The 18,201-nt window shown below is 45.8% G+C and carries 14 protein-coding genes; 8 read left to right on the plus strand and 6 right to left on the minus strand.

The window, feature by feature from the left end; all coding sequences use genetic code 11:
- The coding region (locus ABJF92_RS04665; RefSeq protein ID WP_446814683.1) for a sensor histidine kinase at positions 1–570 on the plus strand (570 nt) is incomplete at its 5' end.
- A gap of 12 nt (positions 571–582) precedes the next feature.
- The gene (locus ABJF92_RS04670; RefSeq protein WP_446814684.1) at positions 583–1,971 is read left to right on the plus strand and encodes a sigma-54-dependent transcriptional regulator; all 1,389 of its coding nucleotides are present in this window, start codon (positions 583–585) and stop codon (positions 1,969–1,971) included.
- A gap of 145 nt (positions 1,972–2,116) precedes the next feature.
- On the opposite strand, the gene ABJF92_RS04675 is transcribed toward ABJF92_RS04670, so the two are convergent.
- Positions 2,117–3,745, minus strand: coding sequence for a KAP family P-loop NTPase fold protein (locus tag ABJF92_RS04675; RefSeq protein WP_446814685.1), 1,629 nt, complete (start codon positions 3,743–3,745; stop codon positions 2,117–2,119).
- Between the two features lie 324 nt (positions 3,746–4,069).
- Between ABJF92_RS04675 and ABJF92_RS04680 the strand changes: the two genes are divergently transcribed.
- Positions 4,070–5,260, plus strand: coding sequence for a Fic family protein (locus tag ABJF92_RS04680; RefSeq protein WP_446814686.1), 1,191 nt, complete (start codon positions 4,070–4,072; stop codon positions 5,258–5,260).
- 192 nt (positions 5,261–5,452) lie between these two features.
- On the opposite strand, the gene ABJF92_RS04685 is transcribed toward ABJF92_RS04680, so the two are convergent.
- The 3 genes from ABJF92_RS04685 to aldA form a co-directional block, all read right to left on the minus strand.
- A complete protein-coding gene (locus ABJF92_RS04685) occupies positions 5,453–7,075 on the minus strand; it encodes a GMC family oxidoreductase (RefSeq protein ID WP_446814687.1) in 1,623 nt (540 codons plus the stop codon).
- Between the two features lie 92 nt (positions 7,076–7,167).
- Positions 7,168–8,397 carry a mandelate racemase/muconate lactonizing enzyme family protein gene (locus tag ABJF92_RS04690; RefSeq protein WP_446814688.1) on the minus strand — a complete coding sequence of 410 codons (1,230 nt, stop codon included), beginning with the start codon at positions 8,395–8,397 and terminating at the stop codon, positions 7,168–7,170.
- Positions 8,398–8,480: 83 nt separating this feature from the next.
- A complete protein-coding gene (gene aldA / locus ABJF92_RS04695; RefSeq protein ID WP_446814689.1) occupies positions 8,481–9,905 on the minus strand; it encodes an aldehyde dehydrogenase in 1,425 nt (474 codons plus the stop codon).
- A gap of 363 nt (positions 9,906–10,268) precedes the next feature.
- Here aldA and ABJF92_RS04700 point away from each other — a divergent pair, with 363 nt between their 5' ends.
- Positions 10,269–11,030: an IclR family transcriptional regulator gene (locus tag ABJF92_RS04700; RefSeq protein WP_446814690.1), complete on the plus strand. Its 762-nt coding sequence runs from the start codon at positions 10,269–10,271 to the stop codon at positions 11,028–11,030.
- A gap of 23 nt (positions 11,031–11,053) precedes the next feature.
- Here the strand turns inward: ABJF92_RS04700 and xseA are convergent, their stop codons facing one another.
- Positions 11,054–12,406, minus strand: coding sequence for an exodeoxyribonuclease VII large subunit (xseA, locus tag ABJF92_RS04705; RefSeq protein WP_446814691.1), 1,353 nt, complete (start codon positions 12,404–12,406; stop codon positions 11,054–11,056).
- Positions 12,407–12,499: 93 nt separating this feature from the next.
- Here xseA and guaB point away from each other — a divergent pair, with 93 nt between their 5' ends.
- The 3 genes from guaB to ABJF92_RS04720 all read left to right on the plus strand — a co-directional run bounded on the left by guaB (position 12,500) and on the right by ABJF92_RS04720 (position 16,001).
- Positions 12,500–13,966: an IMP dehydrogenase gene (guaB, locus tag ABJF92_RS04710; protein ID WP_446814692.1), complete on the plus strand. Its 1,467-nt coding sequence runs from the start codon at positions 12,500–12,502 to the stop codon at positions 13,964–13,966.
- 119 nt (positions 13,967–14,085) lie between these two features.
- Positions 14,086–15,663 (plus strand): glutamine-hydrolyzing GMP synthase, encoded by a 1,578-nt coding sequence (gene guaA, locus ABJF92_RS04715; protein WP_446814693.1) that lies wholly within the window; start codon positions 14,086–14,088, stop codon positions 15,661–15,663.
- Positions 15,664–15,833: 170 nt separating this feature from the next.
- Positions 15,834–16,001 (plus strand): SEC-C metal-binding domain-containing protein, encoded by a 168-nt coding sequence (locus ABJF92_RS04720; protein WP_446814694.1) that lies wholly within the window; start codon positions 15,834–15,836, stop codon positions 15,999–16,001.
- A 14-nt stretch (positions 16,002–16,015) separates the two neighbouring features.
- Here ABJF92_RS04720 and ABJF92_RS04725 read toward each other — a convergent pair whose 3' ends face one another.
- Positions 16,016–17,200: a tetratricopeptide repeat protein gene (locus ABJF92_RS04725; protein WP_446814695.1), complete on the minus strand. Its 1,185-nt coding sequence runs from the start codon at positions 17,198–17,200 to the stop codon at positions 16,016–16,018.
- Between the two features lie 43 nt (positions 17,201–17,243).
- Between ABJF92_RS04725 and sfsA the strand changes: the two genes are divergently transcribed.
- Positions 17,244–17,957, plus strand: coding sequence for a DNA/RNA nuclease SfsA (sfsA, locus tag ABJF92_RS04730; RefSeq protein WP_446814696.1), 714 nt, complete (start codon positions 17,244–17,246; stop codon positions 17,955–17,957).
- Positions 17,958–18,201: the final 244 nt, after the last annotated feature.

Here is an 18,201-nt window from a genome sequence, read left to right on the forward strand (position 1 = left end):
ATTGCCATGGCGGCCTACGACAGCCCAGCAGACACGCGTCAGCATATTCAAACCCAGCTGCAAAGAGCTGATCGTCTGGTGAGTGATATGTTGGTGTATTCTGGCGGCTTGCACTTGCAAATCTCTTCTGTGCCCCTTGCGGCACTGGTTAACAATCTGCTGTCACAAAGTGATACTCAGCAGGTAAATTGCCAGGTTCTTATAGCAGATGACCTACACATGGCAGGTGACTTCCAGCGCTTGCAACAAGTGTTTATTAATCTCATCGATAATGCCCTCGCGTATGTGAGGAATATGCCTGACGGCAAGCTGCTGATCAGTGCCCAACAACAAGCTCAGCAGGTGGTGATTCAACTGCATAACAATGGCCCAGCTATTGAGTCGAGTGTGCAAGGGGAGGCAATGTTTCAGCCGTTTGTCACCAAACGCAGTGGCGGCAGTGGATTAGGATTAGCCATTGTGCGTCGTATTGTGGAAGCCCACGGCGGGCGTATTCGTCACCGTAGTGACTGCCACTGGCCGGTCACCTTTGAACTGAGCTTTCCTCAACCAACCCATTCAGGGGATTAATAAGGCAACAACATGACGGAAAATACCCACCGCCAGCAACGTATTTTATTAGTAGATGATGAGCCGGCGTTTCGTGAGCTGGCAGGTCGTTGGTTAGCCAAACACAATTATCATGTGCGCAGTGCTGGCAGCTTAGCGCAAGCCGAGCAGGCCATTGCGGAGTTTGATGCGGATCTGGTATTGCTCGATTTATCCATGCCGCCAAGCTTTGACCCACAAGAGACATTACAATCTATAGGACTATTTGCTGGCCGTCCGGTGATCATCATCACAGGCCACGCGGATCGTGAGTTAGCGCTTAAAGCCGTAGAGCTTGGGGCGTGGGATTTTATTGCCAAACCAATAGATCCAGAGTTGTTGGCCGTGGTGGTGCGCCGGGCGATTACCAAACACACCTTAGAAAAAGAGCTCAACCAGCTAAAGCAGGTCACCGCCAAGGCGCAAGGGGCAGAAACCTATATTGGCCATTCCCAGAATGCACAAATGATCCGCGGGCTTATTGAGCGTATTGCGCCCACCGATGTGCGTGTATTGGTCACAGGGCCATCGGGCACGGGCAAAGAGGTAATTTCACAAGCTTTGCACGACATGAGCCATAGATCGAGCAAGGCATTTGTATCGGTTCATTGTGGTGCGATACCTGCTGAACTATTGGAAAGCGAGCTGTTTGGCTATGTGAAAGGCGCGTTTACCGGCGCGGAAAAAGACAAGGTCGGTCTATTAAGCTTGGCCGATGGCGGCACCTTATTTCTTGATGAAATTGGCGAAATGCCCTTGGTCATGCAAGTGAAATTACTGAGAGTGTTACAAGAAGGTACCTTCTTTCCTGTGGGCGGGCGAGAGCAAAAGCATATCGACATTCGTGTTGTATCGGCGACCAATGCTGACCTGTTTGCCAAGGTGCAAGCGGGTAGCTTTCGGGAAGATTTATACTACCGAATTAAAGGCGTGAACATTGAAACCCAAGCGCTAGCCGAGCGTTTGGAAGACGTACCTGTATTGCTACAGGCGTTTTTAAAACACCTAGAAAACCTGCAATCAAGAAATCTGCAACTCATGCCAGACGCCATGCAATGGTTTCGAGACCAAACATGGCAGGGTAATGTACGAGAACTCAGGAATGCCTTAGAAAGTGTTGCCTCCATTTCCCCTACAGGACGCATCACCATGGAAGATATTCAACTGCTTTACCCTAATCGTGTGGCGCAATTGCTTCAAACTCACCCTAGCGAATACGCAACAAACAGTGATGGCACCTTGGATGAGCAAGTTAGAGAGCTGGAAATACGCTTGATCCATCAAGCCCTGACACACCACCAAGACAACCGCACCCAAGCTGCCAAACAGCTCGGCATCTCACGGCAAGGGCTGATCAAGAAAATAGAGCGGTATGGATTGTGATTGTACTTATTCGGGGTGCTAGGTAGAAGCTTTTGGTTGGGGGACTAAACAGTAACATAGCACGTTCGCTCCACGCGCAAGCGCGAAAAGTCGCTGAACTGTGCTATCTTCCTGTCTAGCCAAGTGTGTATTAAAGGATACTTACTTAAGCGTCATCTGAGTTGCCATCTATCCAATCTAAGGCAGAAGCGAGTTCGACGTAGTCTTGGTAAATACTTATTGGAATTTGATAAAATTCATCTTCTAAGTACATTGCTTGTAACCATGAAATACTTGATTCGGCTTTATCGTCTCCTTTTTGGTTATCCATATACAGTCTAAGATTATCTTGTATCTCTGATTGCGTTGGAGAACTGTCATAACTAAGTAGAGGTAAAAGAATTCGCTCAAGGTATGGGGATAGGTAAAACTCATAAGCATCTGTTTTGTAGTTATTGCGAACACTGGCATATGCTTCATATCGTAATGTTTCATATATTTTTGCTGGGTTGAAATACATAGATATTGTAGAAGAGTATTCAGAAAAACGTTCGTTAATATACCTTCCTACTCCTGAAATCTTTCCTTGATGATCTTCGTATTTTAGTTGGTTAGAAATTATATCTTTGAACCTTTGATCATTTTCTTCTTTGAAACACAGTAATGTGGTCAGCATTATAATATCGATTTTTGAGTCTCTAGGCATGTTGGAGAGCGTAGCGATGACCCGATCTGCTATTTGGATAGCAGTTCTTGGTGGCATTTTGAAGGCATCTAAAATCACAGCGATATTTTGTAAGGTTATTTTGCCATCTGGATTGGGTGGCAGAATCTTTATATTTTTTTGTTCTAGGTATTCACCCGATAATTTCGTGTAATCAACATGCACTTCCAAGAAGCTTTTAAGATCAGGGGCTTTTAAACTGAAGCGGCTGTTAAAGAAACGGCCAAGATAAAGGCGAGCATCAAAACCTTCGCCATAAATGGCTTTTACTGCGTGTTGCAGTTGCTCTGTGTCAGTTGCGACAACAAAGACAATACCTTCAATATTAAAAATATGTTTGATAGTTTCTAGCATTTCTACTGCATAACTTGGACGACAGCGGTCTAATTCATCAATGAAAATAAAAGCAGGATATTGAAGTTTTTTACGTTCAGTGACTATTTTTATCCATTGTTTAATATTGTCTTTTAAATCATTGATAGCGATAGATTTTGCATCGTGTTCATCGATAAGGTGTTTCACCATGCTTGATGCCATTGCACTCATATCCATGGATTCGCCATTAGCGCCTTTGACTTCTCCTAAATCTTCACCTTCCTCGGCTTGCATGACAGCGACAAGGTCAATATCCAGGTAACGTTTAGCAACACTTCTTGCGAATCCTGGAGCTGACGCTTTTAGTAAACCAATTATTTTGTTGGATACTTTTATCACTTTATCGTCTTCTTTTACCCCAGCTTGCTCTCTAAGCTGTTTTATCACAGACGATATCACTGTCATTAATGGATCGTCGGAATAGTCTTGTTGCCACGCATCGATATACACGACAGGGAAATAAGGCTTTAAGTCTTTTGACCAACGCTTTAAGAAATAGGTTTTCCCTGAACCCCATTCGGAGTTTAGGTTGAGTACGTATTTTTGTTTCTTTTCTGTTGAAGGGTCATGGCCTTGATCTTTTAAAAACTGGGTTAAAAACTGCGCATATTTTTCGCGGCCAAGCGTGTCTTGTGGAAAGGTTTCATTTTCTATTGTTGTAGGATCGGACCAGTCTAGAGTGAGTTCTTCAGACATGTCATTGCTTCCTTTCATTAACCTGATATGAGTTATCTCTACTAAAAGAGTTTACAAAATTTTAAGCATTGAAAGAAACAATAACACAGTTCAGCGACTTCTCGCGCTTGCGCGTGGAGCGAACGTGTTTTGTTTCTTTTCATTAGCTAAGTAAAGCGTGTTTGGCTCTTTCTCATGCACCCGAAGTCGGCATTCATCACTCAACTATCTAAGTGTATGGGTTTAGTTTAATATAGTGTTAAATTAACCGTTAATTTAATGCTTTTTTAAATAGTTAAAGCTTTGATTTTTAATAGAAATTAACCATCAAAAGAACCGTTAAAAATGATCAGTGTGACGCCTTTTATTCAACCGGAACAAGCTTCTGGAGACATTCGAGATATGGCCGTGGAGGTTTATAAGCAATCCGCGAGCTTGTCGGCTTCTGTACGTCCAAATCTTAAGCCAGCGGTTGAACATCTAATCAGATTTGTGAACAGCTATTACAGCAACAGAATAGAGGGTAACAGTACAGAGCCTGCGGACATTATTCGTAATAACAATGCTGAATTTACGGATCCAGTAAAACGTAATGATTTGCTTGAAATAGAAGCGCATTTGGTCGCACAGACCGCTTTAATTAAAGGTCACGTTCGCCCCGAGCAGATTACAGAAAAAGCTTTCTTGTGTTCTATACATGAACATTTTTTTAAGGATTTACCCGAGTCTGTGCGAACGCATGTTCGAGAGTCAACAGGTGAAACCTATCTCGTCGAAGCGGGAAAAATACGAACTACGCAAGTACAAGTTGGAAAGTATTTACCGCCGAATCAAGACGAGCTAAATGGCTATTTAAACTGGTTTCATAGCTCATATCGATTGGATAGGTTATTTGGTGAAACGCGCCTTTTAGCGGCATCGGCTGCGCATCACCACTTTGCTTGGATTCACCCGTTTCTGGATGGCAATGGTCGAGTTGGGCGTTTGTTTACAGACAGTTATATGCGTAGTGCTGGCGTTGATGGTTATGGTTTGTGGGCATTGAGTCGAGGCTTTGCTCGGACAATCGATGAATACAAACTCCGCTTATCTGGCGCAGATATGGTTAGACAAGGCAGTACAGATGGTCGTGGAATTTTATCAAACAGAGGGCTTGAAGCCTTCCAACGTTATTTTTTCGAGACTTGCTTAGATCAAATCCAGTACTTGTCTGGCGTATTAGATATCCAATCTTTTGATGTGAGATTAAAACAATACGCAGATTTACGCACCGCTGGTGTCGCGTTGAGCACAAAAGGCGACACGCTTAAAAAATGGCGTCCTGAAACCTTTGTATTACTCAAAGCGATTATGGATGACACTAAGGTAATGCGAACAGATGTACCAAAAATCACAGGATTAGGAGACACCAATTCTCGTGCCATTGTTAAGCAACTTATTGAAGAGCGTTGGGTCAGTGGAGAAACGAAGACAGCACTAAAAATTGATCAAATCCCGTTTGACGCGATTTCTTTTCTTTTCCCGCACCTTTGGTAATAACTTTCGTTATTTATTAGCGGCATCATTTCCTGAACGCTGTGGAGGAAAGCAACATAACACAGTTCAGCGACTTTTCGCGCTTGCACGTGGAGCGAACGTGTTATGTTGCTTTCAATTAAACCAAAAACACTATGTTCTCCAATGCCTCAAAATGGGCGCCTTGAACCCCAGATTAGCAGGTAATTTAGCTTAACTCGTTTGGTGGTCGGCCAATATTAGGTCAGCACCTTTTTCTGCCACCATCATCACAGGGGCGTTTATATTGCCCGAGGTGATGTTGGGAAATATGGAAGCGTCGACCACTCGTAATGCTTTAATGCCGTGAACTTTTAGCTGGTGATCTACCACGTGTTGTTTTGGGTCTGGGCCCATGGCACAGGTGCCACACAGGTGGTAAATAGACCCGGCATTCTCACGATAGAATTGCAGCATCTCTTCATCATTCTGTACTTCGTCCCCGGGCATGACTTCTGCTTCGGTAATGGCCTGTAAGGCTGAGCTGTCCATAAACTTGCGGATTAGTCGACTGCCCTGAATCGCCTCTTGCTTGTCTTGTTCCGTAGACAAATAGTTAGGCTGAATAAGAGGCGCGACGTTTGGGTTAGCCGAAGCAATTCGTATTGAACCCTTACTGGTAGGGCGGCAGGCATTAAAGGCGAGTAAAAAGCCAGAATAGGGCTCTGGTTCCATTTTGGCATTAGGGTCTTTTGGAATCTGATAAGACATAGGGTTAAAGTACAGCTGTATATTCGGCTCTGAGCTATTGTCATCGCCCTTAAAGAACCCCCCCGCTTGATTGACACTCAATGACAAGGGCCCACTTCGGGTCAAAGCGTATTGAATACCTGCTTTGATTTGTCCGAGGATGGAGCGAAACTCATCATTAAGAGTTTTCACCTTGGCTTTGTAAAAGTAACTCACACAGTGGTGGTCTTGTAGATTCTCGCCGACACTTGGTAGTTCATGGCGTAGAGGAATACCATGTTGTGCAAGCAGTTTAGGCTCGCCGATACCAGACAACTGTAAAAGCTTAGGGGTGCCAATCGCGCCTCCAGCCAGAATGATTTCTTTACTTGCCGAGAAGGTAACCGTTTGGTCATCCATGCTCACTTCCACCGAGGTAGCGCGCAGTTCATCATCTAGATGTACCTTGCTGACTTGAGCAATGGTCTTAATGGTCAGGTTAGGGCGCTTTTTCGCGGGTTTTAAATAGGCCTGATTACTGGAGTCACGGATGCCTTTGCGAATATTTACATCATAGATACCAGCGCCTGCAATGCTCTCGCCATTGAAATCATTGTTCATCCCAAGAGATAGCTCTTTAGCCGCCGCTAAAAAGCTCTGACAGATGGGATGGGCTTTGTCTTGCATGCGGGTGATGCCGATCAAACCTTGACTAGCATGATAGTCGTCATCACCAAAGGGATGACTTTCCAGCTTTTTAAAGTAGGGTAAAACGTCTTTATAGCCCCAACCCGGATTTCCTTGGGCTTGCCAGTCGTCAAAATCTTGGCGATTGCCTCGTACATAAATCATCGCATTAATAGAACCTGACCCACCCAGTACTTTGCCTCTGGGGGTATACAAGCAGCGTCCTGCCATTTCAGATTGGGGTTGGGTGTAATACATATAGTTGTAGGTAGGGTGATAATAGGTTTTGGCAAAACCAACAGGCACTTTAAACCAAGGATACTTGTCTTCTGGCCCAGCTTCGAGCAAGAGTACGGAAAACTCCCCAGAGGCACTGAGTCGGTTGGCGAGAATACAACCGGCGGAGCCTGCCCCAACAATAATAAAGTCGTAATTTGTCATGACCTTCCAATACTCAGTGACTGTGTTGCAAGTAAAAGTAAAGGCGCCTAGTTAGGCTGCGCATGTAGCCAATAGGCGCGCCATTACTGTGTTTATGCACTGCCCTTACGAGCAGCCGAGGTTTGTGTTTTGACATCATATGGCGCTGGGTCCATCTGTAGATGTAAGCGCTTACCTTTATAAGGTGAGTTGGCTTTTACTACTTCCATATTGAGTTCCACCCCAAGACCAGGTTTAGTTGATGGAATGATATGTCCATCTTGCCATTCGATCTTTTCTTGTAACACTTCGGCATGGAAACCATCCCAAGTGCCAATACTTTCTTGAATCAGGAAGTTAGGGGTTGCTGTGGCAAGCTGAATACTGGCCGCCGCACCCACTGGGCCGTTGTAAAGGTGAGGAGCGATTTGCACGTGATGGGCTTCTGCCATACCGGCTATTTTCTTGGCTTCCAGAATGCCACCCACGCGACCAAGGTTCATTTGTACAATCGCAGCGCCATCGTTCATCAGCAGATCGTGGAATTCGTATTTACTGGTTAAACGCTCGCCTGTGGCGACAGGAATGCTGGTTTGGCGGGCGACCTTGCTCATTGCATAACTATTGCCCGGTGGAATCGGCTCTTCAAACCAAAGTGGGTCAAAGGGTTCTAGCTGTTTGGCTAGACGAATCGCCCCAGCGGGTGTCATTTGACCATGGGTACCGAACAGTAGGTCACATTTTGTGCCCACGGCGTTGCGGATTTCTCGGCAAAAGGACACGCTTTTTTCAATGTCGGCCAAGGCCAGTTGGTGACCAGAATAAGCTGTATACGGACCTGCTGGGTCAAATTTCAGCGCAGTGAAGCCCATTTCCATGTTTTTAATCGCGCACTCTACGGCAAGGTCTAAATTGTCATAATCGTAGTTGCCATTCTCATCTTCTGGATATAGGTAGGTGTAGGTACGTAGCTTGTCGTTAACCTTGCCACCGATCAGTTCATAAACAGGTTTACCGGCAGCTTTACCGATAATGTCCCAGCAGGCCATTTCAAAGCCACTGATAATGCCCATCATGGTGAGGTCTGGGCGCTGGGTAAAACCACTGGAAAAGGCTTGGCGGTAAAAACGCTCAATATGGTGTGGGTCTTGGCCTTGCAAGAAGCGTGAGAACACATCCTCAATCGCGGACAGCATGACATTTGGGTGGAAGGTGGCCGCGTAAACTTCGCCCACCCCTTCAATACCACATTCGGTGCGTAGTTGAACAAAGATCCAATACATTCCGCCTACATGAGGAGGAGGGGTAGCAACAACATGGGCATCATAAGATACGAGTTTCATAACAAAAGTGCTCTTTAATTTGAATAAATGTGTGACTTGCCCACGGACTATTGTGAATAGTCCGTGGGCGTCTGATATGAAAGCTAGTAGTTAAGTACCACTAAACGTGTTTGTGTGAATTCCAGCATGCCGTGTTTGCCGTCATCGCCCCCTAGACCGGAGCGTTTCCAACCAGCGTGGTAGCCTTGATAAGGGTCCGCTGGGGTGCGGTTAATGTAGACTTCACCGGCTTCAATGTTATTGGCAACCTTCATGGCGGTACGGTAATTTTCAGTGTAAATCACCGATGCCAAACCAAACTGGTGGTCATTGGCAAGGGCCAGCGCTTCGTCGCTGGTTTGGTAAGTTAACACTGGCAGTACAGGGCCAAAAATCTCTTCTTGGACAATTTCCATATCTTGGCGACAGTTGGTCAGTAGGGTTGGTGGGTAAAAATGCCCTTTGCCTTCTGGGATGTAGCCGCCAATTTCTAGCTTAGCGCCATCGTCTATGGCCCGTGCCACCATTTGGTGGATGTTGATACGAGCGCTTTCATTAATAAGCGGCCCCATATCATCTGGCTGAACAGCACGGTCACCAAATTGTCTGGCTGCGAATTCGGCTTTAAGCAGCTCAATGAATTCTTCATACACAGACTCTTGCACATAAACTCGCTCGATCGCAGTACAAAGTTGGCCACAGTTGGTGGTTTTGGAACCTACGATTTCACGGGCGGCTTTTTTCAGGTCAGCATCGGCTTCAACAATTGCAGGGCTTTTGCCACCAAGCTCCAATGAAGACTTAGCAATGTTTACTTGTGAGTACTCTAAGACTTTGCGGCCTGCGCCCACACTACCCGTCAACGTGATCATGCCTACATTAGGGTGAGTGCAGATCATTTCAGCGGTCGCGTGAGACATGGTCATGATGTTGATCACACCATCTGGGAAGCCAGCTTTTTGAATGGCTTTGGCAATTTCAAAGGCGGAACATGGCGTGTTGTTACTCGGGCGCACAATAACACTGTTACCGGTAATCAGAGCCGGTGCGATTTTACGCAGTAAAGTATAGACAGGATAATTAAAAGGAATCAGACAGGCGACAACGCCAATCGGCTCTCTTTGAAGCAGTAGGTTTTCGCTTGGGCTATCGCTGGGAATGATTTCCCCTTCAATACGGCGTGCCCATTCAGCATGGTAGCGGGTGATGTCTGCGGCATAGATGGCTTCATTAGTGGCATCGCTTAGGCTTTTGCCAGATTCCAATGCTAGGGTGGCACCGATCTCTGGGCTTAGCTCAACTAAAGCGTCTGCCAAACGGTGCAAGTACTGCGCGCGATCCGTACTGGTAAGCTGACGCCAGGCTTTTTGTGCCGCTGTGGCAACGCTGATCGCCTCCATAGCATCGGCGTCGGTGATGGCTTGTACCGTGGCAATTTGCTCTTCGTTGGCAGGGTTAAAAACCGCAATGGTTTCTGCTGTGTCAGAGTATTTAAAGGCATTGTTAATAAAGTTTGTATCCTGTCGCATGGTGCTCTCCCATCAATTTGTCCAGATGGTATGAAGCTAGAGCCTTGTGTGTCAAATGTCACTCAGGGAGCATAAGAATATTTTCCATATGCAGAATAATGTCTTAACTGTATGATTTATAATAATTTTAATTCTTCGTTTGGTCTGTTTGGTAAGGTTTTATTAGTAGAAAAGGTTATTTTCAGCCGCGTGACAAGCGGCTTAGGATTTATCTTTACAAAACTAATGGAAGGATTTTTATCGAATGCGCGAAAATGTAGTGAGAAGTATCCTATAATGGATTTTTTCCATATATAGAATTTACAGGTTTGATTTTTTGGAATCCTGCATCCAAGTTATAAATAGAAGGGGGTGGTTAGCAAAATGCGAGAAAATGATAAAACGTCGGCACCTGCTATAGACAATGCCGTGGCCATTGTTGAGCTGGTGGCCATGTCGACTTTGCCGCTGACATTAACAGATATTTGTCAGCAAACGGGTATTTCACCTTCTACAGCTCATCGGGTGATTAATTCACTGCTGCACCATGAAATGCTCTCAACCGATCCTCGTAAAAAACGCTCCTACAGCGTCGGTTCACGGGTGTTTGAAGTGGCGTCCACTGTGTTGAGTAAGCAAAGTCTGATTCCTTTCTTTTACCCCCTTGCAGAGATTTTAAAGAATGAGGTGCACCAAACTATTTTCTTAAGTGTACCCATAGGTAAGCAGATGGTAGTGATTTCTAAAGTGGAGCCTGCGGTGAGTAATACCTATGAAATCTATACCGGGCAGACGGTGAATATGCACCTTTCGGCGGCGGGTAAGGTGATGCTGGCGATGCATTCCGAGGTCTTTCAGGCGAACTACTTTGCCTTAGAGGCGGTGGCCGAGCAGTTAAACGATGCCGAGCGTGACGCAGTCTTTGCTGATTTACAGCGTTCTGCCCGACTTGGTTATGCGGTCAGTCATGGGGATTTTGAAGGCGGTGTCAGTACCATGGCAGCACCAGTGATGAACCTAAATAATGAGCCAGTTGCCAGCGTCGGCATAGCGATAAAAAGTGACCGCTTTGATCGTGGCGAGGCCCGTCAGTATTCTAAAAATCTGGTACAGGCGGCACGCCAACTATCGTCACGCATTGTCTAGTTTGAGTCTCTGCGCCCCAAGCATTAGCTATGGGGCATGACCTCTTCGACAACACAGTCTATTTCCCCATCAACCAGTCGGGTTCTGAGCTTATCGCCTTTGCGCACTGAGCTGGTGGAGTTGACCACTTGCCCGTCTTTGGTGGTGATGGCGTAACCTCTTGATAAAATATTCAACGGGCTGACTAGGTTGAGCTTCTCTACCAAACCGGCAAACTGATTCTGCTTGTTTTTGAGGTTATGGCTGAGGGCTAGGGTCAGGCGCTTATCGATATCTTCTAGCTTTTTGCGCTGCTGCTTAATGCTTTCCTCTGGCGTGCTTTGTAATAAACGCTGGTGGAGGTGGGCCAAGCGGGTGTGCTGATTTTCCAGTCGCTGACTGAGGCTGCTATGCAAACGACGGTTCAGTTGATTAAGCTGATTTTGTTGTAGATCGATGCGCTCTTTCGGGTGGCGAATACGTTTACTTAAAAAGTCTAATCTTTGCTGATGCTGTTCTAACTGACGCTGCATTTTTAGCAGCAGTTGTCGGCTTTGTTGATTAATTTGCTGCTTGAGCTGGTTGCCATCTGGACTGAGAAGTTCGGCAGCTGCCGTCGGGGTGGCGGCACGCACATCGGCGACAAAGTCAGTAATCGTGAAGTCTGTTTCATGACCAACAGCCGACACAATAGGTGTCCGAGCGTGGAACACAGCACGGGCGAGGGCTTCGTCGTTAAAACTCCAAAGATCTTCTAGGGAACCACCGCCACGACCGAGAATAATCGCGTCAAAATGACCGCTGTGATCCGCTCTTTGTAGTTGCTTAAGCAGATTTTTGGCGGCGTCTTGTCCCTGTACTAAAGAAGGTAGAATGGTAAGTTCTGTTAAAGGAAAGCGTCGTTCAAAGGCGATGACTATGTCACGTATTGCCGCACCAACCGGCGAGGTAATAATCGCCACGCGTTCTGGATTGCTGGGTAGGGGCTTTTTATGGGCATCATCAAAGAGCCCTTCAAGTTGTAAGTTGGCTTTAAGCCGCTCGAAGGCTTGTTGTAGGGCGCCTTCACCGGCGGATTCCATGCTTTCTACCCCAAGCTGACAATCGCCTCGGGGGCCATAAAAGGTGACACGTGCTCGCAAGCGTACCAGATCGCCATTTTTAGGCTGAAAGCGTACGGCCATGTTGCGGTTTTTGAACATGGTGCAGCGGATTTGCGCTTTGTCATCTTTGAGAGAAAAGTACCAGTGACCTGAAGCGGGTTTGGCTAAATTGGAGATTTCTCCTTCAACTAAAATCCACGGTAAACTGGCTTCTAATAGCTGTTGAATTTGACGATTAAGCTGAGAAACGGTGAAAGCGGTTTCTTGTGGTGTAAAAGTTGTAAAATTTTTCATCAATCTCTCATGGTTTTGATTTACCGAATGCATCTATTGGAGTAGAATTACTTGCCATCTTAACACCCTTGTTGGCATTGGAAACTCCCCATTATGTTACGAATCGTGCAAGAAGCTTTAACGTTTGATGACGTATTGCTTATCCCCGGCTATTCCGAAGTTTTACCTAAGGATGTTAGCCTCAAAACGAAAATCACTAAAGACATCGAGCTGAATATTCCGCTTATTTCTTCTGCGATGGATACCGTTACCGAGCACCGTATGGCAATTGCCTTGGCGCAAGAAGGCGGCATGGGCATCATTCACAAAAACCTGACTATTGAAGAGCAAGCCGCCGAAGTGCGTCGTGTTAAGAAATACGAAAGTGGTATTGTGCGTGATCTTGTGACGATTGGTCCAGAGGCGAGTGTCCATGACCTTATGGCACTAACAGCGGAAAACAACATTTCAAGTGTACCGGTTGTTGAAGGTACAGACTTGGTTGGTATCGTCACCAGCCGTGATGTGCGTTTCGTAAAAGATTTCGATAAAAAAGTGGCGGATATCATGACGCCAAAAGAGCGTTTGGTAACCGCTCTTGAAGGCGCTTCTTCAGGCTCTATTCGCAAATTGTTGCATGAAAACCGCATTGAAAAAGTACTGATCGTTAATGATCAGTTTGAATTGCGTGGCATGGTAACAGTAACAGACTTTAATAAAGCGACAACTTACCCAAATGCTTGTAAAGATGAAGAAGGTCGTTTGCGTGTTGGTGCAGCGGTTGGTACAGGCGCTGATACTGGCGAACGTGTTAAAGCTTTGTCTGATGCGGGTGTTGATGTTGTCGTGGTTGATACAGCCCACGGTCACTCTAAAGGTGTAATTGATCGTGTGCGTTGGGTAAAAGAAAACTTCCCGCATATTCAAGTTATTGGCGGTAATATTGCAACCGCTGAAGCGGCGATTGCCTTGGCTGATGCGGGCGCTGATGGCGTGAAAGTGGGTATCGGTCCAGGTTCTATCTGTACAACTCGTATTGTTGCTGGTGTTGGTGTTCCACAAATCAGTGCGGTAGCAAATGTCGCTGAAGCGATGAACCCTCGTGGTATTCCTGTGGTTGCCGATGGTGGTGTTCGTTTTTCTGGAGATATCAGTAAAGCGATTGCTGCAGGTGCTAGTGTTATCATGGTGGGTGGCTTACTTGCTGGTACAGATGAAGCGCCGGGCGAAGTGGTACTTTTCCAAGGTCGTTCATTTAAATCTTACCGTGGCATGGGTTCATTAGGAGCAATGTCTCAGGCGCAAGGCTCGAGTGACCGTTACTTCCAAGACTCTAGCAGTGTAGAGAAATTGGTACCAGAAGGTATCGAGGGTCGCGTACCTTCAAAAGGACCTATGGTTTCTGTTATCCATCAATTGATGGGTGGTGTACGCTCTTCAATGGGTTATACCGGATCGGCTGACATCGAGACAATGCGCACTAAAACGCAATTCTCGAAAATTACCGGTGCTGGTATGCGTGAAAGTCATGTCCATGATGTGACCATAACGAAAGAAGCACCAAATTATCATGCGGGTTAATCGCAGATAATTGACTACTCAGATGGGGCGATGTTATCGCCCCATCTTCATTTGTTGTTCTTAATGTTTAATACAAAGATACGCTCTTAGTTATTTAAGGGTGAAAGGACTGGCTAACAATGTCGCAAGATATCCACGCTCATAAAATTCTTATTCTTGATTTTGGTTCTCAGTACACTCAACTAATAGCGCGTCGTGTTCGTGAAATTGGTGTTTACTGTGAAGTTCGTGCTTTTGATATGGAAGATCAAGAGGTTATTGACTTTAACCCTAAGGGTATTATCTTAGCGGGCGGTCCAGAGTCTGTACCAGAAGCGGGTTCTCCACGAGCACCTGAGGCTGTGTTCACTTTGGGTGTACCTGTATTTGGTATTTGCTACGGCATGCAAACAATGGCGCAACAATTGGGCGGTAAAGTCCAAGGTTCTGAATTACGTGAGTTTGGTTATGCACAAATTCGCAAGCATGATGGGCCAAGCCTGTTCGCAGATATTCAAGACCATGTCGCTAACAATGGCGTTTCGACACTTGATGTGTGGATGAGTCATGGTGATAAAGTAGTTGAAATGCCTGCGGATTTTACTTTGATGGCTTCAACAGAGAGCTGCCCTATTGCTGCGATGGCTCACGAAGCAAAGCGTTTCTACGGTGTGCAGTTCCACCCAGAAGTTACTCACACCCTACAAGGCGGTAAGATCCTTTCTCGCTTTGTTGTTGATATCTGTGAATGTGACACTTTGTGGACGCCTGCTAACATTGCGACCGATGCGATTGAACGTATGCGTGAGCAAGTGGGTGACAAGCAAGTGCTATTGGCGTTATCTGGCGGTGTGGATTCTTCGGTTGTGGCGGCTTTGTTGCACAAAGCGATCGGCGATCAACTGACCTGTGTGTTTGTAGATAACGGCTTGTTGCGTCTTAATGAAGGCGACCAAGTCATGAAGATGTTTGCGGACAACATGGGTGTGAAAGTGATCCGTGTTGATGCTGAAGATTTGTTCCTTGGTAAATTGGCTGGTGAAGCTGACCCAGAGAAGAAACGTAAGATCATTGGTAACACCTTTATTGAAATCTTCGACGAAGAGTCTTCTAAACTAGACGGCATCGACTTCTTGGCGCAAGGTACTATCTACCCAGATGTTATCGAGTCCGCGGCGTCTAAAACGGGTAAAGCGCATGTTATAAAGTCTCACCACAATGTGGGTGGTTTGCCTGAAGACATGAAAATGGAATTGGTTGAACCACTTCGCGAATTGTTTAAAGACGAAGTGCGCAAACTGGGTGTGGCTCTTGGTTTGCCACACGATATGGTTTACCGACATCCTTTCCCTGGACCAGGTCTAGGTGTTCGTATATTGGGTGAAGTGAAGAAAGACTACGCCGACATTCTGCGTCGTGCCGATGCTATCTTCATTGAAGAGTTACGCCGTTCTGGTTGGTACGATAAAACCAGTCAAGCCTTTGCGGTATTCTTACCTGTGAAATCTGTCGGAGTAGTCGGAGACGGCCGCCGTTACGAATACGTCGTAGCACTGCGTGCAGTAGAAACCATCGACTTCATGACAGCTCGTTGGGCGCACTTACCTTATGAACTACTAGAAACCGTGTCTGGTCGTATCATTAATGAGATCGAAAATATCTCGCGTGTAACCTACGACGTGTCTTCTAAGCCACCGGCTACCATTGAGTGGGAATAATTCAGCGTTAGGTAACACCTTGCGCTGAACAGCAATAAACACTCCAAAGCCCGCTATCTAGCGGGCTTTTTTGTGTATAGAGTAGGCTTAATGTTTTAGGCGCTGGCTTACTTTTTGGTTGGGCAGTGTATAATTAACCCATTGTTTAACATCGAGTAAGGGTAAGATTAATGAATAAGGAAAACTCTCCGGTTGAGTCAGAAAGTTGCTGCAGTACGTCAAGCTGTTGTGCACCGCAAGCAACGATTAAACGTGATCAACCGAAAATTGGACGCAATGATCCGTGTATATGCGGCAATGGTAAAAAATACAAAAAGTGCTGTGGTAAAAACGCATAGCTGAGAGGTGCTGGCTATTTAGGCGAAGCTACTTGTAAGCAGATAAGCTTATTGATCCAGTAGGTCAGCCTTTTGGTTTGCTCCTCTGATCTAGCGGTGAATAAATCTTGGCCCACGTGTTCATTGCTGTTTTCGTTGTGAGGAGTAGGCCAAGCTTGAGCATGATAACTATTAAAATAGCGATCATGTATGAGACTTTCATCATAAATAAGTGGCCAAATACAGTCTCTTAAAAACCATTGATCAATGTTAGGGGTTTCTGCAACCCCAGATTGGTAATTGCTTAAGCTTTGTTTCATATCCGGTAGTAACCCTGCAATGCCTCCCCACATTCCCGCTAAGATAAGATCGGTGTGTGTCCACCAATCTCTCATCACATGAAAGGCTTTTCCTGAGGCTTGCCAGTCTTGTACCGCCATAGCTTCTCGAAGGTTCACCACGGAATCCGTATCGCGCACTAAAAAGTAATAAACACTTGGGTCGTTCGCGACTTTAAAGCGCCAGCTCAATTTATGCTTAAGTGATTGATTTTCGGGTTCTTGAATAATTTCCGCGCCATGAGCTTTTAGGGTGTTAATAAAGTCACTGGGAACGCTGTTGTCGAGATAAAAGCGGCATTGCCAGTTAGGGTAGATGTATTGGCTGGCAATAAGGTTATCGAGGGCACCACGTAGGTATCTTGGCTGATTCCCCCATAATGAAAAACTAATAATGTTTTTCTGTGAGGGGGAGGGCTTGGTTATTTTGTTGAGGGCAAAAGGCGCTTGTTTTTGACAAGACTCTTTATGCTTAAGGTACAGGGATCGACTGCCAGCTTGCTGTGCTTCTGTTAGGTTGCCAAGGCCTTTATGGGTGGAGCATAGGAAGTCTTGGTAGTGATAACTGTCGTGGATAATCTTCGCATCCACCTTTTTTACCAAGCTTAATGCTTTATCATATTGCTGAGAACGAGATAGACATACAGCATAGTTGCGGATGATGGTCTCGTCATCGGGCGCGAACTTGAGGGCTTCATCAAAAGCGGCGCAAGCGGAAAGGTAGTCCTTTATAAGGAAGAAATAATAGGCTAACTGAACGAACAGGTGATTGCGTTTGTCTCTTGGGGTCTTGTTGATGATGCCCACGAGGTGCTGAATGGCCTGAAGTTGTTTGTTTTCCTGCCATAACTGCTGAGCTTGTTGATTCCAGTTGCTTGTCATCCGCTGACCATTTTATAAACAAAGATTAGATAAGGTATTAGATTTGGATTTTCCTACCGTACTGCTTGCTGGGCGTTTGATCAAGCGCTACAAACGATTTTTAGCGGATATCGAACTGGATAGTGGCGAGCTTATTACCGCCCATTGCCCTAATACGGGGTCGATGAAGCGCTGCCAGCAAGACAATGCCCGAGTATGGGTGTCTAAAAGTGATAACCCAAAGCGTAAGCTGGCCTACACCTGGGAAATAGTCGAGGTCGATGAGCAACACCTTGCCTGCATTAATACGGGCTACCCTAATAAGTTGGTTGGTGAGGCCATTGCGAATGGTGTGATCAGCGAGCTTGCAGGTTATGACCAACAGAAAGCTGAGGTGAAGTACGGTGAAAAAAGCCGTATCGATTGGTTGTTAAGCAAAGACACAGGGGAGCTGTGTTACGTAGAAGTGAAGAATGTAACTCTATTAGAAGAGGATGGTAAAGGTTACTTTCCGGATGCGGTAACGGAGCGGGGCAAAAAGCATCTGTATGAAATGGCAGAGATGGTCAAGCAAGGCCATAGGGCGGTGATGTTCTTTTGCGTGAGTCACACTGGTATAGACGGTGTTGCCCCAGCAGGCTATATCGACCCTAAGTATGCCCAGGCCTTTACAGATGTGCTGGCCAGTGGTGTTGAGGTCATTGCTTATAAGGTGGATATCAGCCCTAAAACCATGGCAGTGAGCCATAGTATTCCTGTGTTTGTGCCGGTTTATTAGTTGGTTGAAAAATAAAAGAAATTAATTGCAGAAAACACTTGCACTAAATCTGTAGATCCTTAATATACGCCCTCGCTGACACGGACAGGACTTCACTCTAACGCAGAGACGAAGTGGCTTAAGTGGTACGGCAACGCTCTTTAAAATAGATAATCAGATAATTTGTGTGGGCGCTCGCTGGAGACTTCAGAAGATCGACTTACTAACTTCGGTTAGTGGTTGATCAAAAAAATTGAAGTCTTAC

Origin of the sequence: Marinomonas sp. (assembly GCF_039940335.1) — a bacterium.
Lineage (GTDB): Bacteria > Pseudomonadota > Gammaproteobacteria > Pseudomonadales > Marinomonadaceae > Marinomonas.

Coding starts and splice junctions, on each gene's coding strand:
- ABJF92_RS04670 (WP_446814684.1), top strand. CDS start 583: ATGACGGAAAATACCCACCGCCAGCAACGTATTTTATTAGTAGATGAT.
- ABJF92_RS04675 (WP_446814685.1), bottom strand. CDS start 3,745: ATGTCTGAAGAACTCACTCTAGACTGGTCCGATCCTACAACAATAGAA.
- ABJF92_RS04680 (WP_446814686.1), top strand. CDS start 4,070: ATGATCAGTGTGACGCCTTTTATTCAACCGGAACAAGCTTCTGGAGAC.
- ABJF92_RS04685 (WP_446814687.1), bottom strand. CDS start 7,075: ATGACAAATTACGACTTTATTATTGTTGGGGCAGGCTCCGCCGGTTGT.
- ABJF92_RS04690 (WP_446814688.1), bottom strand. CDS start 8,397: ATGAAACTCGTATCTTATGATGCCCATGTTGTTGCTACCCCTCCTCCT.
- aldA (WP_446814689.1), bottom strand. CDS start 9,905: ATGCGACAGGATACAAACTTTATTAACAATGCCTTTAAATACTCTGAC.
- ABJF92_RS04700 (WP_446814690.1), top strand. CDS start 10,269: ATGCGAGAAAATGATAAAACGTCGGCACCTGCTATAGACAATGCCGTG.
- xseA (WP_446814691.1), bottom strand. CDS start 12,406: ATGAAAAATTTTACAACTTTTACACCACAAGAAACCGCTTTCACCGTT.
- guaB (WP_446814692.1), top strand. CDS start 12,500: ATGTTACGAATCGTGCAAGAAGCTTTAACGTTTGATGACGTATTGCTT.
- guaA (WP_446814693.1), top strand. CDS start 14,086: ATGTCGCAAGATATCCACGCTCATAAAATTCTTATTCTTGATTTTGGT.
- ABJF92_RS04720 (WP_446814694.1), top strand. CDS start 15,834: ATGAATAAGGAAAACTCTCCGGTTGAGTCAGAAAGTTGCTGCAGTACG.
- ABJF92_RS04725 (WP_446814695.1), bottom strand. CDS start 17,200: ATGACAAGCAACTGGAATCAACAAGCTCAGCAGTTATGGCAGGAAAAC.